This is a genomic window from Roseospira navarrensis (genome assembly GCF_009601025.1).
Lineage (GTDB): Bacteria > Pseudomonadota > Alphaproteobacteria > Rhodospirillales > Rhodospirillaceae > Rhodospira > Rhodospira navarrensis.
In genome coordinates this window covers 70,617-86,823 of sequence record NZ_WIVE01000005.1, presented here as the reverse complement: position 1 = coordinate 86,823, position 16,207 = coordinate 70,617, and the positions used below count along the sequence as shown (strand labels likewise).

General features: G+C 72.0%; 16 protein-coding genes. 14 read left to right on the top strand and 2 right to left on the bottom strand.

The features are described 5' to 3' along the window. The first annotated feature begins 26 nt into the window (after positions 1–26). The 12 genes from mnmC1 (at position 27) to GHC57_RS03430 (ending at position 11,407) form a co-directional block, all read left to right on the top strand. The gene (mnmC1, locus tag GHC57_RS03485) at positions 27–1,361 is read left to right on the top strand and encodes an FAD-dependent 5-carboxymethylaminomethyl-2-thiouridine(34) oxidoreductase MnmC1 (RefSeq protein ID WP_153341209.1); all 1,335 of its coding nucleotides are present in this window, start codon (positions 27–29) and stop codon (positions 1,359–1,361) included. Positions 1,362–1,478: 117 nt separating this feature from the next. Further along, complete coding sequence (locus GHC57_RS03480; protein ID WP_153341207.1) at positions 1,479–1,712, top strand: twin-arginine translocase TatA/TatE family subunit; 234 nt, start codon at positions 1,479–1,481, stop codon at positions 1,710–1,712. 142 nt (positions 1,713–1,854) lie between these two features. Beyond that, positions 1,855–2,358: a Sec-independent protein translocase protein TatB gene (tatB, locus tag GHC57_RS03475; protein ID WP_153341205.1), complete on the top strand. Its 504-nt coding sequence runs from the start codon at positions 1,855–1,857 to the stop codon at positions 2,356–2,358. A gap of 4 nt (positions 2,359–2,362) precedes the next feature. Beyond that, positions 2,363–3,406 (top strand): twin-arginine translocase subunit TatC, encoded by a 1,044-nt coding sequence (tatC, locus tag GHC57_RS03470; RefSeq protein WP_343031090.1) that lies wholly within the window; start codon positions 2,363–2,365, stop codon positions 3,404–3,406. A gap of 37 nt (positions 3,407–3,443) precedes the next feature. Next, entirely contained in the window at positions 3,444–4,718 is a 1,275-nt protein-coding gene (serS, locus tag GHC57_RS03465; protein ID WP_153341203.1) for a serine--tRNA ligase, read from the top strand. Next, positions 4,711–5,502 (top strand): 5'/3'-nucleotidase SurE, encoded by a 792-nt coding sequence (surE, locus tag GHC57_RS03460; protein WP_153341200.1) that lies wholly within the window; start codon positions 4,711–4,713, stop codon positions 5,500–5,502. The genes serS and surE overlap by 8 nt, the downstream gene beginning before the upstream one ends. Before the next feature lie 50 nt (positions 5,503–5,552). Beyond that, complete coding sequence (locus GHC57_RS03455; RefSeq protein ID WP_153341250.1) at positions 5,553–6,167, top strand: protein-L-isoaspartate(D-aspartate) O-methyltransferase; 615 nt, start codon at positions 5,553–5,555, stop codon at positions 6,165–6,167. A 210-nt stretch (positions 6,168–6,377) separates the two neighbouring features. Next, positions 6,378–7,505 (top strand): LysM peptidoglycan-binding domain-containing M23 family metallopeptidase, encoded by a 1,128-nt coding sequence (locus GHC57_RS03450; protein ID WP_153341198.1) that lies wholly within the window; start codon positions 6,378–6,380, stop codon positions 7,503–7,505. A 9-nt stretch (positions 7,506–7,514) separates the two neighbouring features. Continuing rightward, positions 7,515–8,006, top strand: coding sequence for a flagellar export protein FliJ (locus GHC57_RS03445; protein WP_153341195.1), 492 nt, complete (start codon positions 7,515–7,517; stop codon positions 8,004–8,006). A gap of 34 nt (positions 8,007–8,040) precedes the next feature. Then, positions 8,041–8,928 (top strand): 50S ribosomal protein L11 methyltransferase, encoded by an 888-nt coding sequence (locus tag GHC57_RS03440; protein WP_343031092.1) that lies wholly within the window; start codon positions 8,041–8,043, stop codon positions 8,926–8,928. A gap of 363 nt (positions 8,929–9,291) precedes the next feature. Then, a complete protein-coding gene (locus GHC57_RS03435) occupies positions 9,292–10,701 on the top strand; it encodes an FAD-linked oxidase C-terminal domain-containing protein (protein ID WP_211369110.1) in 1,410 nt (469 codons plus the stop codon). Positions 10,702–10,717: 16 nt separating this feature from the next. After that, positions 10,718–11,407, top strand: coding sequence for a peptidoglycan-binding domain-containing protein (locus GHC57_RS03430; protein WP_153341189.1), 690 nt, complete (start codon positions 10,718–10,720; stop codon positions 11,405–11,407). Here the strand turns inward: GHC57_RS03430 and GHC57_RS20200 are convergent. Both GHC57_RS20200 and GHC57_RS20385 read right to left on the bottom strand, forming a co-directional pair. Beyond that, complete coding sequence (locus GHC57_RS20200) at positions 11,404–12,411, bottom strand: endonuclease/exonuclease/phosphatase family protein (protein WP_153341187.1); 1,008 nt, start codon at positions 12,409–12,411, stop codon at positions 11,404–11,406. The genes GHC57_RS03430 and GHC57_RS20200 overlap by 4 nt on opposite strands. Continuing rightward, positions 12,408–13,073 (bottom strand): transglutaminase-like cysteine peptidase, encoded by a 666-nt coding sequence (locus GHC57_RS20385; RefSeq protein WP_170294655.1) that lies wholly within the window; start codon positions 13,071–13,073, stop codon positions 12,408–12,410. Before GHC57_RS20385 ends, GHC57_RS20200 begins: the two co-directional genes overlap by 4 nt. Before the next feature lie 179 nt (positions 13,074–13,252). Between GHC57_RS20385 and GHC57_RS03415 the strand changes: the two genes are divergently transcribed. Further along, positions 13,253–15,385: an HD domain-containing phosphohydrolase gene (locus GHC57_RS03415; protein WP_153341182.1), complete on the top strand. Its 2,133-nt coding sequence runs from the start codon at positions 13,253–13,255 to the stop codon at positions 15,383–15,385. A gap of 16 nt (positions 15,386–15,401) precedes the next feature. Then, positions 15,402–16,190, top strand: coding sequence for a metallophosphoesterase family protein (locus GHC57_RS03410; protein ID WP_153341180.1), 789 nt, complete (start codon positions 15,402–15,404; stop codon positions 16,188–16,190). The last annotated feature ends 17 nt before the right edge of the window (positions 16,191–16,207 follow it).

The window sequence follows — 16,207 nt, the reverse complement described above, 5'->3', positions numbered from 1 at the left end:
CATTCTCTTGTTCCCGCCGCGTACTGATGCCCTCCGACCCCCGCACCTGGACCCTCGGCCGCCCAGCCCGCGCCGCCGCCCCCACCACCTGGGCCACACCCCCCGCCCCCGCCGGGCCGGGCGCTCACGTGGCCGTCGTCGGCGCCGGCATCGCCGGCTGCTGCGTCGCCGAGGCCCTGACCCGGCGCGGCGGCGGTCGGGTCAGCGTGATCGATGCGCGCGGGCATCCGGCGGACAGCCTGCCGCCCCACCTGCTCGGCCTGCTGGAACCGCGCCTGGAGAAGGACGCCTCCACCGCCGCCACGCTCCACGCCCTGGCCGCGCCCGCCGCCGCCGCGCTCTATGACCGGCTGGCGACGGAGGGTCGCAACCCCTGGCGGGGGCGACGCGGGGCCGTCTCCGCCGAACGCGGACGGCGCGACGATGCGTGGCGGCGCGTGGTCGTGGACCGCATGGGCTGGCCGACGGACCGGCTGGCGCTGCTGGATCGGGACGCGGCAACGGCCCGGATCGGCGTACCGCCAGCGGGCGACTCGGTGCTGTGGCATCCGGGGGGCGGCGCTCTGTCCCCGCCCGCCCTGCTGGCCGCGCTGCTGGGCGAGACCGCCGTGATCCCGGCCGTGGTGGCCTCGATCACCCCGGGCGAGGGCGGCGGCTGGATCCTGCGCGCGCCGGACGGCGCGGTGATCGTGACGGCGGACGCCGTGGTGCTGGCGACGGCCTGCGAGACGGTCAGGCTCTGGCCCGCCGCCCACCTGCCGCTGCGCCCGACCCGGGGGCAGGTGAGCGTTCTGAAGGCCGCCGGGCCGGAGGCCCCGCCCCGGGTCGCGGTCTCCGGCGCGGCCTATGCGTCCCCGCCCGTCCAGCATACGGACGGCTCGTGGTGGCGCATCCTGGGCGCCACGCAGAGGCCCTGGCGGCCGGGCGACGGCGATCCCTACACACCGCGGCCCGAGGACGACGCCAGACTCCGCGCCGCCCTGGCCGAGGGCTGGCCCGCCCTGGCCGACGCGCTGGCGACCGAACCCACCGCCGAGGCGCTGGCGGGTCTGCGGGCGACGACCCCGGATCATCTGCCGCTCGCCGGGCCGCTGTTCGACGCGGACGCTCTGGCGGCCAGCCACGGCGACCCGCTGCGCAAGGCGGCGCGGACTCTGCCGCCGATCGCGTGGCCGGGCGGGCTGTTCACCCTGTGCGGGATGGGGTCCTACGGCCTGTCCACCGCGCCCCTGATGGCGGACCTGGTCGCGGCCCAGGTCACCGGCACGCCCTGGCCCCTGCCCGATCCGCTGGCCGAGGCGATCCATCCGGCGCGGTTCGCGGTCCGGGCGCTGATCCGGGGCCGGCCGGTGGCGCCCTGATCGAATCGCACGCGGGGCTTTCCCGACGCGCTCTCTTGGTGCATGTTACCGCCGCGCTGGCCGGTCCAGCCCCGCATTCGCCCCGAAGGGCACGATCACCCGAGGAGTTGTCGAGGTATGGGTACTTTCAGCATTTGGCACTGGATCATCGTCCTGGTCGTCGTCCTGCTGCTGTTCGGCGCCGGCAAGATCCCGCGCCTGATGGGCGATGTCGCAAAGGGCGTGAAGGCCTTCAAGAAGGGCATGGCGGACGACGACGACGACGGCGACAAGAAGATCGAGGAGTCGGGCTCGACCAACGCGTCCACCTCGGCGGCCGACAAGAAGAAGGACGAGAGCGTCCGCAGCTAGCCTGCGACCCCTCGCCGCCGGTTCGTGGCCTGCCGGCCGGCCCCCGGGGCGGCCGGCCCGGCCGGCGCCGCCGACGCTTCAGACTCGTTCCGATGACGCGCGCGGGTTCGCGCGCGCCGTCCTGGTATAGGCGCTCCCAGCGATGCTTGACCTCGGATGGACCGAACTGGCGATCGTCGCCGTCATCGCCCTGATGGTGATCGGCCCCAAGGACCTGCCCAAGGTCCTGCGCACGCTGGGGCAGTGGACCCGGCGGCTGCGCGGGCTGGCGCGCGAGTTCCAGGGCCACATCGACGAGGTGATCCGGGACGCCGAGCTGGACGACGTGCGCGACGGCATCAAGAAGGCCCGGCGCACCAACATCGGCTCGTCCATCAACAAGATGGTGGACCCGGACGGCACCGTGACCCGCGAGTTGAACGACATCGGGCGGCGGCCGGGCGGCGGGCGGACGGGCGAGACCCGCAAGCAGACCCTGGACTACGACGGCGCGGGCGATCCCACCGGGCCGGCCCCGGACAGCGCGCCCCAGGCCGCGCCCGACCCCGCCCCGGCGGCATCCGAGACCCCCGCCCGGGCGGAGGACGACCCCAAGCCCGGCGCACCAACGAACACCAAACCCAGCACAGGGACCGACAAGGACTAGAGCGGTGGCCACCTACAGCGACAACCCCGACGACAACAAGATGTCGCTGGTGGAGCATCTGACCGAGCTGCGCCAGCGCCTGCTTTGGTCCGTGCTGGCGTTCATCATCGCGTTCTTCGCCTGTTACGGCGTGGCGCAGTCCATCTATGATTTCCTGGTGCAGCCGCTGGCCGACATCATGCGCGAGGTCGGCGGCAGCCAGCGCATGATCTACACCGCGCTGACCGAGGCCTTCTTCACCTACGTCAAGGTGGCCGCCTTCGGGGCCGTGGTGGTGACGTTCCCGATCATCGCGACCCAGATCTGGCTGTTCATCGCCCCCGGCCTGTACCGGCACGAAAAGATGGCGATGCTGCCCTTCCTGTTCGCCTCGCCGGTGCTGTTCATCACCGGCGCGTCGCTGGTGTACTACATGGTCATGCCGCTGGCCTGGCGGTTCCTGCTGGGCTTCCAGACCACGGGCACCGAGACCGTGCTGCCCATCGAGCTGGAGGCCAAGGTCGGCGAGTACCTTGGCCTGGTGATGAAACTCATCCTGGCCTTCGGCATCAGCTTCCAGTTGCCCGTGGCGCTCACCCTGATGGCCCGGGTCGGCATGGTGACCTCGAAGGGGCTGGCGGCCGCGCGCAAATACGCCATCGTCGGCGTGTTCGTGCTGGCGGCCATCGTCACCCCGCCGGACGTCATCAGTCAGGTGGGCCTCGCGCTGCCCTTGATCCTGCTGTACGAGGGCTCCATCTGGGCCTGTCGTCTGGTCGAGAAGCGCCGCGCCCAACGCGAGGGCGAGGACGATCTGGACGACCTCGACGACGATGACGAGGACGGCCCCGACGACGATCCGGACGGGGGCGGCTCCGGGGGCGGCTCCGGGGGCGGCGGGAGCGCCAAGCCGAAAACGCCGGCGCCCGAGACCCCGGCGGCCGCGGCCTCGACCACGGGGGCCGCCGCGCCCTCCCGCGCCCGCGCGGGGCGGGCGGACGACGACCGGGACGACGAGGACGACGAGGACGACGGCCCCCCCGACACGGACTTCAACACCGGGCGCTAGGCGACCCGCCGCATGACGCCAAGGGACACAAGAACCGATGCATGACATCAAGTGGATCCGCGACAACCCGGAGGCCTTCGACAAGGGGCTGGTCCGGCGGGGCCTGGAACCCTTGTCCGGGCGCATGCTGGCCATGGACGAGCGCCGGCGCGCCTCGCAGTCCGAGCTGAACAGCCTTCAGTCCCGGCGCAACGCGGCCTCCAAGACCATCGGCAAGATCAAGTCCCAGGGCGGCGACGCCTCGATGCTCATCGAGGAGGTGGCCGGCATCAAGGACCGCATGACCCGGCTGGAGGCGGACAACGACACCGCCGCGACGGTGATGCACGATCTTCTGGTCTCCATCCCCAACCTGCCGGACGACGCCGTGCCGGACGGCCCGGACGAGGACCACAATCAGGAACTCCGCCGCTGGGGCGAGCCGCGTACGTTCGATTTCGAGCCGCGCGAGCATTTCGACATCGGCGCCGCGCTGGGCATGGACTTCGACACGGCCGCGAAGCAGTCCGGGGCGCGGTTCGTCATCCTGCGCGGGCCGATGGCCCGCCTGGAACGCGCGCTGGCCCAGTTCATGCTGGACCTGCATACGACCGGACACGGCTATCAGGAGGTCAACACCCCCGCCCTGGTGCGCGACGATCCGCTGTTCGGCACCGCCCAGTTGCCCAAGTTCGGCGAGGACCTGTTCAAGGTGGACGGCGGCTTCTGGCTGATCCCCACCGCCGAGGTGACGCTCACCAACATGGTGGCCGGCCGCATCCTGGACGAGGCCGCGCTGCCGCTGCGCTACACCGCCTTCACCCAGTGCTTCCGCTCCGAGGCCGGGGCCGCCGGCAAGGACACGCGCGGCATGATCCGCATGCACCAGTTCGAGAAGGTCGAGCTGGTCAGCATCGTCCACCCCGACCAGTCGGCCGCCGAACTGGAGCGCAAGACCGCCTGCGCCGAAGAGGTGCTGAAGCGCCTCGACCTGCCCTTCCGCACCGTCGCGCTGTGCACCGGCGACCTGGGCTTCGCCGCCCACCGCACCCACGACATCGAGGTCTGGCTGCCCGGCGCCGGGCGCTACCGCGAGATTTCCTCGTGCTCCAACACCGGCGCGTTCCAGGCCCGGCGCATGGACGCCCGCTTCCGCCCGACGGAGGGCAAGGGCACGACGCATGTGCACACCCTGAACGGCTCCGGGCTGGCGGTCGGACGGACCCTGGTCGCGGTGCTAGAAAACTACCAGAACGCCGACGGGTCGGTGACGGTGCCGGAGGCCCTGCGGCCCTACATGGGGGGGCTGGACGTCCTGCGGCCCGATGTTTGAGCCCCTGACCGACCTGTCCCGCGCGCGCATTCTGGTCTCGAACGACGACGGCCTGGACGCCCCGGGCATCAAGGTGCTGGAGCGCGTGGCGCGCAGCCTGTCCGACGACGTGTGGGTGGTCGCCCCGGAGACCGAGCAGAGCGGCGCCGGTCACTCCCTGACCCTGCACGATCCCATCCGCTATCACCAGCGCGGCCCGCGCCATGTGGCGGTGCGCGGCACCCCCACGGACTGCGTGCTGCTGGGCGTGAAGCTGTTCACCGGCGACCGGCGGCCCGATCTGGTGCTGTCCGGCATCAACCGGGGCGGCAACATGGGCGAGGACGTGACGTACTCGGGCACGGTCGCCGTGGCCATGGAGGGCACCCTTCTGGGCATCCGCTCCATCGCCCTGTCGCAGCAGTTCTCGGACCCGGACGCCATCCCCTGGGACACCGCCGAGGCCGTAGCGGCGGACGTCATCCGCCGGGCCTGCGCCGCGCCCTGGAGCCGGGGCGTGTTCATCAACGTCAACGTGCCCGACTGCCGGCCGGACCGGGTCAAGGGCATCCGCCCCGCCCGCCAGGGCAAGCGCATCGGCTCCAGCCGGTTCTCGGAAAACCTGGTCCAGCGGGTGGACCCGCGCGGGCGGCCCTATGTCTGGATCGGCGTCGAGCAGGTGCGCGGGCTGGAGGGCGAAGGCACCGACCTGCACGCCGTGGCCGACGACCACGTCTCGGTCACGCCGCTGCGCATCGACCTGACCGACGAGGCCACCCTGGCCGCCATGGAGACCGTCTTTTGACACCCGGCGAGGACGATCCGCACGCCCACAGCCACAAGATCCGCCTGCTGATGGAACTGCGGCTGGCCGGGGTCACGGATTCCCGCGTGCTGAACGCGCTGGAGGCGGTGCCGCGCGAGGTGTTCGTCTCCGATCCGTTCCTGGAGCACGCCTACGACAACCGCGCCCTGCCCATCGAATGCGGCCAGACCATCAGCCAGCCCTTGGTCGTCGGACTGATGACCCAGTATCTGGAGCTGGGGACCCGCGACAAGGTGATGGAGGTGGGCACCGGCTCGGGCTATCAGGCCGCCGTGCTGTCCAGGGTGGCGCGCCGCGTCTACACCGTGGAGCGTCACGAGCCCCTGCTGCGGCAGGCGGAAGAGCGCTTCAAGAGGCTCGGCCTGACCAACATGGTCACCCGCCACGGCGACGGCATGAAGGGCTGGCCGGAGCAGGCCCCGTTCACCCGCATCCTGGTGACGGCGGCGGCGCGGCAGATTCCGGAAAGCCTGTCCGACCAGCTCGACGACGGCGGCGTGATGGTGCTGCCCGTGGGCGACGAGGACCGCCAGTGGGTCATGCGGGTGCGCCGCCAGGGCCACCGGCTGAACACCGAACGGCTGATGGCCGTGCGCTTCGTGCCGCTGCTGGGCGGGCTGCCCCCCGAGCATCCGGCAGGATAAAGGGTCATCACGGATTTCCGGGATCGCGGGGTCATGGTGCCCGGACTCCCTCCCCATGGAATGGGGAAGGCTGGGGAGGGGTTGTCTCGGTTGGCCGCGACGGTCAAGGAACCCCGCCGCGACCCCGATGATCCGCGATGACCCAGGATAAAGCGCAGCGGGCGCGCGGGCGTCTGGTTCACGGGCGCTGCCCGCGATATAGTGGGCGCCATGACGCGCCCCGGTTTCAGTTCCCTCCGCGTGAGCCTCGCCGCCCTGGCCGCTGTCGCCGCCGTGCTGGCCGGTGCGGCCTGCGACCGGGGCTGGCGCGAGACGCCCTATCCCACCGTGGACGTGACGCCGCGCTATCAGGGCGACCCGACCCGGGCCCGACAGGTCACGGTGTCGGCCGGCGAGACGGTCTATGACGTGGGCCGACGCATGGGCGTGCCCATGCGCGCGATCATCGAGGCCAACCGGCTGGCCCCGCCCTTCCAGCTTCGGCCCGGCCAGGAACTCGCCCTGCCAGCGCAGCGGGTCCACGTGGTCGCGCCCGACGAGACCCTGTATTCCCTGTCGCGGCGCTATGGCCCGTCGGTGCCGGCCATCGCCAACGCCAACGGGCTGGCCCCGCCCTATGTGATCCGGACCGGCGAGTCCCTTGTGATTCCGGGAACCCAGGCGGCGCCCCAGACGGCGGGTACGCCCGCAACCGCGCCGACCACGCCAACAACCACGCCGGCTCCGGCGCCCGCGCCGGCTCAAGCCGCCCCGACCCCGCTGCTGCCCCCCCCGGATCAGGGCACGCCGGCCCCCGCCGCGACGCCCGCACCCGCCCCCGCGCCGGAGCGGATCCAACCGCTGGCTCCGGCCCCGGCGCCCGCCGCCGAGCCACCGCCCGCACCGCCCATGCCGACGGCGGCGGTGGCCCGGGACTCCATCCCCATCCCCGCGCCGCCGCCGCGCGCCGGTTCGCGGTTCCATTGGCCGGTCGAGGGTCGCGTGATCGCCGGGTTCGGCCCGCGCGAGGGCGGCCTGTTCAACGACGGCATCAACATCGCGGTGCCCCGGGGCACGCCCATCCGCGCCGCCGACAACGGCGTGGTGGTCTATGCCGGCAACGAGATCCAGGGCTTCGGCAATCTGGTCCTGGTGCGCCATGCCGAGAACTGGACCACCGCCTATGCCCACGCCTCGCGCCTGGATGTGCGGCGCGGCCAGATCGTGGAACGCGGGCAGGTGCTGGCGCTGTCCGGCCGCACGGGCTCCGACAGCGGCCCCATGCTGCACTTCGAGATCCGCCGGGGCACCAAGCCGGTGGACCCGCGCGACCACCTGACCCGCCCGGCCGGGACCTGACGGAACCCCATGGCGAAGGGCGATCTGCACGCGGTCATCCGCCTCAACAAGATGGAGATCGACGAACGCCGCCGGACCATCGGCGCGTTGCAGCAGCGCGAGGACGAACTGGTCGCGCAGGACCGGGCGCTCGACGCGCAGCTTCAGCGCGAGTCCGCGGCCGTCAACGCCCATCCGGAGGCCGCCTTCACCTTCGCCAACTTCCTGACCGCGCACCGGCACCGCAAGGACGAGACGGCGGCCGCCCTGGACCAGGTGCGGACCGACCTGGACCGCGAACGCGACGCCCTGGCCGAGTTGTTCCGCCAGCGCAAGACCTACGAACTGGCGCAGGAGGCCCGCGACCGCAAGGCCGCCGCCGAACGCGCCCGCAAGGATCAGGCCGCCCTGGACGAAATCGGGCTGACGATGCATCGTCGCCGCGCCGAGGACGAGGAGTCGGAGCAGGCCCGACAGCCAGACGACAGGGACGACCTGGGCACCCCGAACCGGCAGGACTAGCGACACGATACGGAGGATTACGGGTTTGGCGGATGTGTGGCGGATCGAGTGCGTGGTGCCGGCACCGGCGGTGGCGGCGTTCGAGGCCGGGCTTGAGGGCCTGTGCGACGCGCTGCTGTGCTTCGAGATCGAGGAGGCCGGCCCCCTCAAGGGTCACTGGCGCCTGGAGGGCCTGAGCGAGACCACCCCCGACCGCGACCGCGTGGGACTCGGCATCGCCCTGGCCGCGCGCGCCGCTGGGATCGACGAGCCCGCCGTCTCCATCACCCACCTGGGGCCGCGCGACTGGGTGGCGGAGAACCTGCGGACCTTCCCCCCGCTGGATATCGGACGCTTTCACGTGCGGGGCTCGCATGTGACCGAGCGGCCGCCCGCCGGCAAGCACACCCTGATCGTGGACGCGGCCACGGCGTTCGGGTCCGGCGAGCACCCCACCACGGCGGGCTGCCTGAAGGCGCTGGACGATCTGGCCCGGGACCGGCGACGGCGGCCCGCCCGCACGCTCGACATGGGGTGCGGCACGGGCCTGCTGGCCCTGGCGGCGGCCGCGCACTGGCGCGCCCCTGTCCTGGCGGCGGATCTGGATGCCGAGGCCGTGCGGGTCGCCCGCCACAACGCGCGCGTCAACGGTCTGGCCGGGCAGGTGCGCTGCCTGCGGTCGGATGGCTTCCGGGACCGGCGGGTGCGGGACGCGGGTCCATACGACCTGATCCTGGCCAACATCCTGGCCCGGCCGCTCACCCGCATGGCCCCGGCCGCCGCCGCCGCGCTGGCCCCGGGGGGACGCATCGTGCTGTCCGGCCTGCTGGCCACACAGGAAGCGCGGGTCGCCAACGCCTACCGCCGCCAGGGCCTCGCCCTGGTTCGCCGCTACCCTGTCGCGGAGTGGATGACGCTGGTCATGGGCAAGCCCGCCGCCTGATCCCTTGCCCCCTGGGCAGGGTCAGGTGTGGCCCCCTCCCGCCCGACGAAAAGGTTGGCCTTTCCGGCGGGCGGCCAGCGTGACCACGCGGGCGCGGCGAAGCCGCGGAGCCGCGCGCCCCAAAGGGGCGCTGCGGCGAGAAAAAAAAGACTCACCAACACCAGTTCGGCCCAACACCAGTTCGGCCCAACCCCAGTTCAGCATTGTGATCCCGAGCCGGGCGAGTCCATCCTATCGTCTGCACGTCTCGCAAACGCCCGTCCAGTCATACCGGCCCGACCGGGCCGGCGCCGCGAAGCGGCGGAGGCAATGAACCGGACGGGTCCGGTTCATTGCCGATCAGAACAAGAGGACCCGACCGCCATGACCGCCGCCCCCCAGCTCGCCCGCACCGCGCCCGCCGCCGTCGAGGCCGTGCTAGACCGCCTGCGCCCGCTTCTGGGCGACCGCCTGACCACGAGTGCGGCGGTGTGCGAGCAGCACGGGCGCGACGAGAGCTATCACGACCCCATGCCGCCGGACGCGGTGGCCTTCGCCGAGAGCACCGAGGAGGTGGCGGCCATCGTGCGCGCCTGCGCCGATCACACGGTCCCGGTGATCCCCTTCGGCACCGGCACGTCGCTGGAAGGGCACGTGGCGGCGCTGCGCGGCGGCATCTGCCTGGACCTGTCGCACATGACCGCCATCCTGGAGGTCCGGCCCGAGGACATGGACTGCACCGTCCAGGCCGGCGTGACCCGCAAGCAGCTCAACGAGCACCTGCGCGACACCGGCCTGTTCTTCCCCATCGACCCGGGCGCCGATGCCTCGCTGGGCGGCATGGCGGCCACGCGGGCCAGCGGCACCAACGCGGTGCGCTACGGCACCATGCGCGAAGCGGTGCTGGCCCTGACCGTGGTCACGGCGGACGGCCGTGTCTTGAAGACCGGGCGGCGGGCCCGCAAGTCGGCCGCCGGCTATGACCTGACCCGGCTGTTCGTCGGCAGCGAGGGCACGCTGGGCGTCATCACCGAGGTGACCCTGCGCCTGCACGGCATCCCGGAGTGCGTGCTCTCGGCCGTCTGCCCCTTCCCGGGCCTCAAGGCGGCCGTGGATACGGTGATCGAGACCATCCAGACCGGCGTGCCCATCGCCCGCATCGAGTTCCTGGACGCCAACCAGATGCGCGGCATCAACGCCTATTCGGGCACGGACTACGCCATTGCCCCGACGCTGTTCCTGGAGTTCCACGGCACCGAGGCCTTCGCCCGCGAGCAGGTCGGCATGGTCGAGGCCATCGCCGCCGAGCATGGCGCGACCGGCTTCCAGTGGGCCGAGACGCTGGAGGACCGCAATCGGCTCTGGCAGGCGCGCCACAATGCCTATTATGCGGGTCTGGCCCTGAAGCCGGGCGCCAAGGGGTTCTCGTCGGATGTCTGCGTGCCGATCTCGCGGCTGGCGGACTGCCTGGCGGACACGGCGGAGGACTGCGCCGCGTCCTCGGTGGTCACGGCCATCGTGGGCCATGTGGGCGACGGCAACTTCCATGTGCTGTTCATCGTCGATCCCGACGCCCCCGAAGAGGTCGCGGCCGCCCGGGCGCTCAACGACCGCATCGTGGCCCGGGCGCTGGCCATGGAGGGCACCTGCACCGGCGAGCACGGCGTGGGCTACGGCAAGATGGCGTTCCTTGAGGCCGAGCACGGGCCGGAGGGCATGGCCGTCATGCGGGCGCTCAAGGTGGCGCTGGACCCCGACGACATCATGAACCCGGGCAAGATCGTCCGGGTGTAGGGCACGGAGGCCGGCCATGACCCGACGCGGACGGATCGCCGCGGCCCCCGGGGCAGCCCTTCTGCTGGCCCTGCTGCTGGCGGCGGCGGGGCCGGGCCCCGAGGCCCGGGCGGACATGACCACGCTGGCGGTGCAGTACCTGCTGCGCGACGCGGGCCACTACGACGGACGCCTGGACGGTGACGCTGGCCCGCTCACCGAAGCCGCCCTGGAGGCGTTTCAGGCCGCCAACGGCCTGCCGGAAACGGGGCGCCTGGACGACCGCACCCGCGCCATTCTGCGCATCCGCCAGCGCCCGCGCACGGTGGGCGTGGGGCGCAGCCTGACAGGCACGCTGAAGGCCGGGTTCGAGTTGCGCCAGTTGGAGCCCGATTGGGCCTCGGTGCGCGATCTCGCCGCGTTCTCGTTCACGGTGCGGGATTACGGCATGGACTGGTCCTACGTCCACGTCTGCGGCGAGGCCCGGTTCCCGGACGCCCGCGATCCCGACCGCTATCAGCCGTTCATGATGGACCTGGTGCTGCAGGACCTGGACTCGCTCGGCCAGGGGCGTGACACGGCCGGCGGCCCGGACCAGCCGCCCATCGCCGCCCTGCTGGATGGTCACTACATGGTCAGCGACCTGTGGACGGCCGAATATGTCTTCGTCGAGCCGTTCTGCGACCTGAAGGTGGGCAGCGCCGTGGCCCTCGGGCTGGTGCGCTAGTTAACAAGACACACATCCGCCTCGACCGGCAGGTGGTCCGAGCCCACATCCGGCCCGGCTCGCTGCACGGCGGTGAAGTGGGCGGCGCTGGGCCAGATGTAGTCGATCTGCGCCCCGGCCACCGGCAGCCAGGCGGGGCGCGTGGCGATGGGCAGCGGTCCCCAGTCCGGGTGCCGCAAACCGGCCGCCTCGCGGAAGGCCGCGACCGGCGGGCTCCAGGCGACGCCGTTGAAGTCCCCCCCGACGATCGCCGGCCCCTCATGGGCGGCCAGCAGGTCACCCAGCCGGGCCAACGCCTCCGTCCGGCTGTCGTAGGCGGCGGGGTTCTTCGGGCTGGGCATGTGCGCGGAGACCACCAGCACGTCGCGCCCCGCAACGGACGTCATGGCGGCGATCGCCGGCACCTTGGCCAGGACCGGCTCGGTCAGCGCCCGGTGCCCGGCAAGGTCCGGCGGCAGGGGCTCCAGCGGCGTCCGGCTCAGGATCACGGAATCGGACTCCCGCAGCGTGACCTGATGGGGGAAGGTGGACTCCAGGCCCTTCAGCCGCCCCTTCCAGTAGCCGTCCGAAAAGATCTCCTGCATCAACACGAGGTCGAACCCGCCGGACCGCAGGTAGGCTTCCTGCCGGTCCCAGTCCCCGGCGGCATACAGCACGTTCAGGGTGACCACGCGCAACGGATGCGCGCACGACGCCACGGGCGGCCCCGGGAGAGTCGGCGGCCCCACCGCCGCCAGCATCACGCCCAGATCCACCGCGCCGAATCCCAGCATCACCGCCGCCGCCCAGCCATGCCGGAGCAGGGCCAGCCACAGCCCCAGCACCAGCGCCAGGCCGACCAGCAGGGGGATCAGGGTGATGGGAATCTCCGCCGGCCAGAGCGGCCGCGACAGCGCCACCAGGGGCGACATCACGACCACCAGGCCGGCGGCGGCGACAAGGCCCCGATCCCACCCGCCGGGGGGTGGCGGACGGGACGGTCGGGGGGCGTCGGGAGGGGTCATCGGTACAGCCACCACATCCGTTCATTGGCCGCGAAGACGGGTTTGTAGTGGCGCACGGTGCCCGCATCAATGACCTGGGTGATCTGGTTGTCCATCAGGTAGTCCCGGCCGCCCAGCGACACCACGGTGACCGCGTGCCCGATGCCCAGGTTCAGGTCCTGCACCGCGACCAGCTTCAGGGTGTCGTTGTCGAACCCCAGGGCGCGCAGGCTCATGAACTTGACGATGGCGTAGTCTTCGCAGTCCCCCGCCTTGGCGAAGAACTCGCCGGGCGTGGCCCAATAGTCCGGCCGGCCCCAGTTGACCGGGTCGGTGATGTAGTCCCAGTGGTTGGCGAAGCGGTTGACCTCGCGGACCTGGGTCATGGGGTCCGCCCCCCGCAACCGCTCGATCAGGGCCCGCCAGTCCGAATAGGGACAGGACGCCCCGCCGCCGCCGCTCAGACAGCGGGCGTTCTTGTCCTGCTCCTGCCGGTAGCGCTGCACCAGCGTGGACCATTGGGGAATCGGGCGAAAGTTGGTGAACAGCTTGCCGTCCCGGCCGAACACCCGGCCGTCCGGCGCGGCCAGCGCCCCGCCCAGCGGAAGGGCGGACCCCAGTCCGATGGCCAGGATCACGGCAAGGGCAAGGGCCGCTGTCAGGGCTGCGCGGGCAAGCGTCACGTCTGGCACCCGTGGTTCGTGCGGCTCCACGCCCCGCGCGCGGATCGGGCCGTGGATTGACCCTGCCGGGTATGGTACGTCTGAACCGTGCATGCAACCACACCCATCTCCCCCGGTTCGTGTCTCCCGGTCCGCAGGCGCCGGGATCGCGGCCGCAAGGGGATCAGGAGAGTGCAGAGATGACCGCCTCGGTCTTGCCGTCGGACTCGGGCTTCGTGAGGCAGGAACGCACCGTGCGCAAGCGGGTCTGGATCGCGCTGGCCGGCCTGGTTCTGTTCCTGGCCGCCGGGCTGGGTCTGGTCGCGCTGTTCGCCCAGTCGGAACGTCAGCGCGACCTGATGATCGCCCAAAGCCAGATGACCGTGGTCGCGGACAGCCGCGTGGAGGCCGTGCGCGGCTGGATGGAGGCCCGGACCTCGGTGCTGCAGGATCTGGCGGACAATCAGGCGCTGCAGATCTACACCACCGTGGTCCGGCTGGGCCCCGAGTCGGGCCAGAGCCCCGACGAGGTGGCGGCGCAGGAAACCTACCTGACGACGCTGTTGACCGCGACCGCCGAACGCGGGGGGTTCGCCCCCGCCGAGCCGACGCGGCCGCTTCCCGCCAACGTCAACCGGCCCACCTCGGCCGGGCTGGCGCTGGTCACCCCCGACGGCGGCCGGATCATCGCCGCCACCCAGGGCATGCCGACGGTCCGCGACCGCGTGATGGAGACCCTGGCGACGATCCCCGAGGGCGAGCCCGGCCTGATCGATCTGGCGCACAATCCGCACGGTACGCTCACCCTGGGCTTCGTCGCGCCGGTCTTCGGCCAGACGCCGGGGTCCGAATCGCCGACCGTGATCGCGCGCCTCGTCGGCCTGCGCCCCGTGGGGGCCGCGTTCTTCGAGGCGCTGGACCAGCCGGGCGCGACGGCGGAAACCGCCGAGTCCTACCTGATCCGCCGGCAGGGCAACGCCATCCAGTACCTGACCCCGCTGCTGGACGGCTCGGACCCGCTGGACAAGACGCTGGCGGTCAACACGGACCGCCTGATCGATGCCGAGGCCCTGCGCGATCCCGGCCGCTTCCACCAGGGGCTGGACTACGCCGCCCGGGAGTCGCTGGCGGTCAGCCGCGCCATCCCCGGCACCGACTGGGTGCTGGTCCACCGCCTCGCCCGGGCCGAGGCCCTGGCCGCCGCCGACGCCCGCCGCACCACCCTGATCGTGGTCCTGGTGCTGGTCATCGGGCTGATGGCCGCCGCCCTGGTGGCGGTGTGGCGCTACGGCACCTCGCTGCGGGCGCAGGAGGCCGCCACCCAGTTCCGGGCCGCCGCCCAGCGGTTCGAGGCGCTGTCCCAGTTCCTGGACGTGGTGGCCGACAGCCAGCCGTCGCCGCTGTTCGTCGCCACCGCCGACAACACCCTGGTCTTCGCCAACCGCCGCGCCGGCGAGGTCATGGACATGCCCAAGGCGGACCTGCCCGGGCGCTCCATGATCGCCATGCTGGGCCATGACATCGGCAGCGCCTTCGCCGACATCAACGGCGCCGTGATGGAAGACCGCGAGGTCCGCACGGAAACCACCACCTTCCGCGACGACGACGGGCAAGAGGTCGTCTGGTGGTCCTACCACTGCCCCATCACCGTGGGCGACGACCGCACGCCGGCGGTTCTCACGTCCATCGACGACCTGACCCCGGTGTACCGGGAGCGCACGCGCCGCGAGGCCAACACCATCCAGTTGATCGAGACGCTGGTGGGGCTGGTGGACGAGCGCGATCCGGACTCCGCGCACCAGTCCCGCTACGTCGCCGCCGTGGCCCGCACCATCGCCGAGGAGTTGGGGCTCGACGCCACCCTCATCGAGGCGTCGGACCAGGCCGCGCGTCTCGTCAACCTGGGCAAGATCCGGGTGCAACGGGGCCTGCTGCGCAAGCAGGGCGACCTGACGGAGGCCGAGCGCGAACAGCTCCGGCTCGCCATGGAAAGCGGTCCCGAGATCCTGAAGGACATCGCGTTCGAGGCCCCGGTTCTGGAAACCCTGCGCCAGATCAACGAGCGGGTGGATGGCAAGGGCCGCCCCAACGGGCTGGAGGGCAGCGATATCCTGGCCTCGGCGCAGTGCGTGGCGGTGGCCAACACCTTCGTCGCCCTCATCAGCCCGCGCGCGTTCCGCGAGAGCCGCTCGTTCGAGGAGGCCGAGGACATCCTGCTGTCCGAGGTGGGCACCCGCTTCGACCGGCGGCCCGTGCTGTGCCTGCTCAACTATCTGAGCAACAAGGGCGGCCGCGACCAGTGGGCCTTTATGGCCCAGGCCCGGTCGGGGTGAGAATGCGGATCACGCCATGCCCGTCCTGACCGACTGGATCCCGCGCCTGCGGGACGCCCTGCGTCCGGGCGCTCGCGCGGGGAGCGGGGCCGCGCCGCGCACGCCGGAGGGCCTGCGCCTGTACGCCATCGGCGACGTTCACGGGCGCAAGGACCTGCTCGACCGCCTGCACGACCGCATCCGCGCGGACATCGCGCGGCATCCGGACCGCACGCCCGTGGTGATTCACCTGGGGGACTATGTGGACCGAGGGCCCGACAGCCGGGGCGTGGTCGAGACCCTGTGCGGCGATCCGTTTCCCGGCGTGGAGACCCTGGCCCTGCGCGGCAACCACGAGGACGCCATGCTGGCGTTCCTGAACGACCCGATCGGGGCATCCGCGTGGCTGGGCTTCGGGGGCGTGCAGACCCTTACGTCCTACGGTGTGGCGGTGCCCGCCGATCCGGGACCGGAGGCGCTGGCCGCCATGTCCCGCGCCCTGGGCGCGGCGCTGCCCGACACCCACCGCGCCTTCCTGCGGTCCCTGCTGGACTACGCCGAGCGGGGCGACTACCTGTTCGTGCACGCCGGCATCCGGCCGGGCGTGCCTCTGGAGCGCCAGGACCGCGCCGACCTGATGTACATCCGCGAGCCCTTCCTGTCCCACCGCCGCCCGCTGGGCCACATGGTGGTGCACGGCCACCACGTGGGCGACGGGCCCGTGGTGAAATCCAACCGGATCGGCATCGACACCGGGGCCTTTGCCACCGGCTGCCTGACCGGGCTGGTGCTGGACGGGGCGGAGCGCGCGTTCCTGACGACCTGACCCCCCGGGAGTGCTGC